The sequence below is a fragment of the Paraburkholderia elongata genome (assembly GCF_013177735.1).
GTDB classification, from domain to species: Bacteria; Pseudomonadota; Gammaproteobacteria; order Burkholderiales; family Burkholderiaceae; genus Paraburkholderia; species Paraburkholderia elongata.
On the sequence record NZ_WOEZ01000342.1, the window covers coordinates 1 to 3,681 of the forward strand.

The 3,681-nt window shown below is 58.6% G+C and carries 1 protein-coding gene and 1 pseudogene; one reads left to right on the forward strand and one right to left on the reverse strand.

The features are described 5' to 3' along the window. Positions 1-285 precede the first annotated feature (285 nt). Positions 286-1,302 (forward strand): annotated as a pseudogene (locus GNZ13_RS54720) (IS110 family RNA-guided transposase). 642 nt (positions 1,303-1,944) lie between these two features. Here the strand turns inward: GNZ13_RS54720 and GNZ13_RS51040 are convergent. Further along, positions 1,945-3,681 (reverse strand): ATP-binding protein (locus GNZ13_RS51040; protein ID WP_407945727.1); only part of this gene is annotated, 1,737 nt, incomplete at its 5' end.

Here is a 3,681-nt window from a genome sequence, read left to right on the forward strand (position 1 = left end):
ACGTTGTCCGGTTCGCACTTGATTCAGAACCGTAGGTTCATCCAGTGACATGGATGGTCCCTTCCTGTTGAAGTAGGGACAACTTCTACAAGCGACCTCGTGTCGCACTCAGGCTCCTGGATTCACCCGGTGACACGGGTGGTACCCTCCGTTGCCGTGGGCACAACTTCTACAAGCGACTTCGTGTCGCACGATATTCATATAGCCGGCCGGCCTCCGCTCCGATAGAACGGCTGGCGTAAAGTCAGGGTGCAAACCCACCGACTTGACGCACAGGAGGCCGGCATGAACAAGTTTAGTGGAATCGACCTGCATTCGAACAATAGTGTGGTTGTGGTTAGCGATGAAGCTGACCGGGTTGTCTACCAGCGGCGGTTACGGAACGATCCGGTACAGATCCGGGCCGCGCTGGCACCGCACCGCGAAGATCTGGTGGGGGTGGTCATCGAGGCAACGTTCAACTGGTACCGGCTCGTGGATCAGTTGATGAACGATGGTTACCGTGTACATCTGGCTAACCCCGCGGCAATCAGGCAGTACGAGGGACTGAAATACGGTGGCGACTTCACCGATGCGGCCCATCTCGCGCAATTGCTACGTCTGGGGTTATTGCCAGAAGGCTACATTTATCCAGCAGAAGAGCGTCCGGTGCGCGATCTCTCGCGCAAGCGCATGCAACTGGTGCAGTGTCGAACGGCCCAGATCCTCGCCATCGAGAACCTGTTCTCACGCCATACTGGTGGGCAGATGCGGGGTGAACAGGTCAAGCGTCTGGATTAGACACAGGTCAGCGGATTCGGCTTTCCACCGGATGTAGCGCTCGCGATGCAAGCAAATCTGGCGGTGATGCAAAGATTGCAGGAGCAGATCGGAATTCTCGAGAAGCGACTCATGGAGCGGGTGAAGCTGCAACCTGACTACGTGTTGCTGAACTCGGTGCCCGGCATTGGTCCGGTTCTCGCAACCACGATCATGCTGGAAACAGGAACCATCTCGCGCTTTACCGAGGTTGGTAATTTCAGTTCGTACTGCCGCTGTGTGGACAGCCGGCGCGAAAGCAATAGCAGGAAGAAAGGTGAAGGCAACACAAAGAATGGTAACAAGTATCTGGCGTGGGCATTTGTCGAGGCGGCCAACTTCGCCATACGCTCCTGCCCGGAAGCCAGGCGCTTTTACGAACGCAAGAAACGCGCACGTAACAGGATTGTTGCGATCAAGGCGTTGGCGCACAAGCTGGCGCGCGCCTGCTATCACATGCTTCGGGAGCACAAGCCATTTGAGATAGCGCGCTGCTTTGGGTAAACGGTGGTGCAAGGGGAGCGAGCCCGGTAATGCGACTGGCGAAAAACCACGGCTCTGATTGGGCCCTCCCTTTGCCCCACCGCCTGTTTGAGGATGACCGGGTCGCCCGGGCGATGAGCCACTATTGACTGGCGTTGCACAAGCAACAGCCACGGTTCTGTGAAACCCATTGGACTTCGTCTGGCACCAACGTTTCTCTGGGGCGGCAATAGTCGCCAGGGCAGCCGTGAGTTACATCACAGCACGCTTGATCCCGATGGGTGTCTGGTGCGATCCGGTTCGCAACCAGTTCTGAGAAAACGGATGCGATACCGACCTGCAGACAGTCGTGACAGGATAACGAAGGAATTTCGCCGGATTGCCATGACGATGAAACTGACCATCGTCACGGCAATCCGGCGATGGGGAAGATTCGTACCTTGACTTCGGCCGACTAATGGGTGTCGCATTAACGCGGAGCACGTAAAATTCGTGGGTGACGAAAACGCATTGTGCCCACGATGAAGAAGACACTAACTCCCCGAACGGCCCTCGCTGCGGGCATTGCGAAGGCCCTTACTGCGACAGAACCGGCGCGGTTACCCGCGTCCAGCTAGCCGACAGACCCCAACACTTCGGGTAAAGCAGCATCTGCTGCGCGCTTCACTCTTTAGAAAACAACTCGCGGCCCGATTCGTCGGAATCGGCAGGGCGACTTAGATCGTCCAGCAGGCGCCTCGCTATCTTGAGATCGGACGTGTCGAATCCTTCGGTAAACCGACCATAAATTCCGGCAAGCATGTCATGCGCTCCCATTCGGTGACCTTGATCGGACAGCAATCGCGCGAGCGTAGTCGCTGTACGTAGCTCCCACCCCAACGCCGATTGCTGGCGCGCCAATTCGAGCGAGCGTAAGAGCCAGTCCTTGGCTTCCGAGGAATCCGATCGCGGCGCCGAAGCGAGGATCTGTCCCTTGATGCGCAAGATCTCCGGCATCCTGCACGATCCTCCGCTTTCCGCGACGCTTGCCAGCGCGTAATCGATTGCGGCAAGAGCCTCCTTGACCTGTCCCATCCCCGCCAGACCTTCCGCCATGGCGCTCTCGAAAATTGGCGTGAGGACGTAGTAGCGGGTGGCACGGACTCTGTCCAAACAATCGCCAAGTAATCGGACGCCGCGTTGCGCATCGCCATGCTTGATCAACAATTTACCCATCAAACCCGGGCTTACAGCCTGATATGGCCCGAGCGAATGCCGTGCGGCGTGCGCCGCCAGCCGCTCGATGATTGCTTCCGCCGTCGTCCAGTCGCCGTTCCAGATGAACACAGGCAAGGTCCAGATCAATGCAATGCAGAGGGTGACCGGATGCTTGAACTCGTCAGCCTCGTGGATCGTTTGACGTGCAACTTTCGCGGCCTGATCCGGGCAACCTTGAAGCCATAGCGTTCGTGCGAGAGAGGCTAGCGCACGGTTACGATGGTCGTAGCCGAACTGGATCATGTTGATGTGCCGGGACGCCATCTCGCGAGCCACCGCAGCTTCGCAGTGTTTTTTAGCGTCGGCCAGGTTCCCGATGACGTGATGCGCGACGCCAAGCATCCAGTCTGCCAATGCGGTTGCCGCTGGATCAGCCAGTGTCTTGGCCACGACCTCGCTCTGCTGCGCGAGCTTTAGCGCGCCCCTGAAATCTCCGCTTTGTGTCAGAAAGACGTTCAGACCGCCGAGCAGCTTGAGTTGATGGTACGGTTCATCAAGCGATTCCGCGAGTTCGAGTCCACGAGTCAATGCTGAGCGGACCTCCTCGCCGTGGCCCGTGGTGAACATCGACGACAGCCCGAGCGATGCCTGCAGTTTCATCTCGCGACGGCTCCCGCGATTGGCGCAATCGATTGCTGTCAGGGCACGCCCCGTCCAGCGCTGACACTCGCTTAGCAGTGAGAGTTCAAGAAAGTGAGGGACCGACGCGGCGACGAGCGCCGTGCCGACAGAGCGGTCTCCACGGTCAGAGAAACTCCAGTCCAGAGCCGCGCGCACATTTCCAAGCTCCTCGACGCACTCCACGAGGCCGTGCGTCTTGCGATGGGTCGAATCAGCGGCGTTAGCGCCGTCGAGAACCTGGCAGAAATAGATCGCGTGACGTCGCGCGATCCTGTCCATCTCACCGCTTTCCATGAGTTTCCCGGTAACGTACGCGCGCGTGGTGTCGAGTAGCCGGTAACGCATCGTCGCGTCGCCGGCTTTCTCCGCCGACGCAAGGGACTTCCCAACGAGATTGCCCACGGCATCCACGACCTGGGTTTCGTCGACATCTCCATCCGCCGCGATTGCCCGCGCCGCGTCAAGGGAAAACGTGCCAACGAATAGAGAAAGCCGGCAAAGGATGGTTTGCTCGAAGGCGGT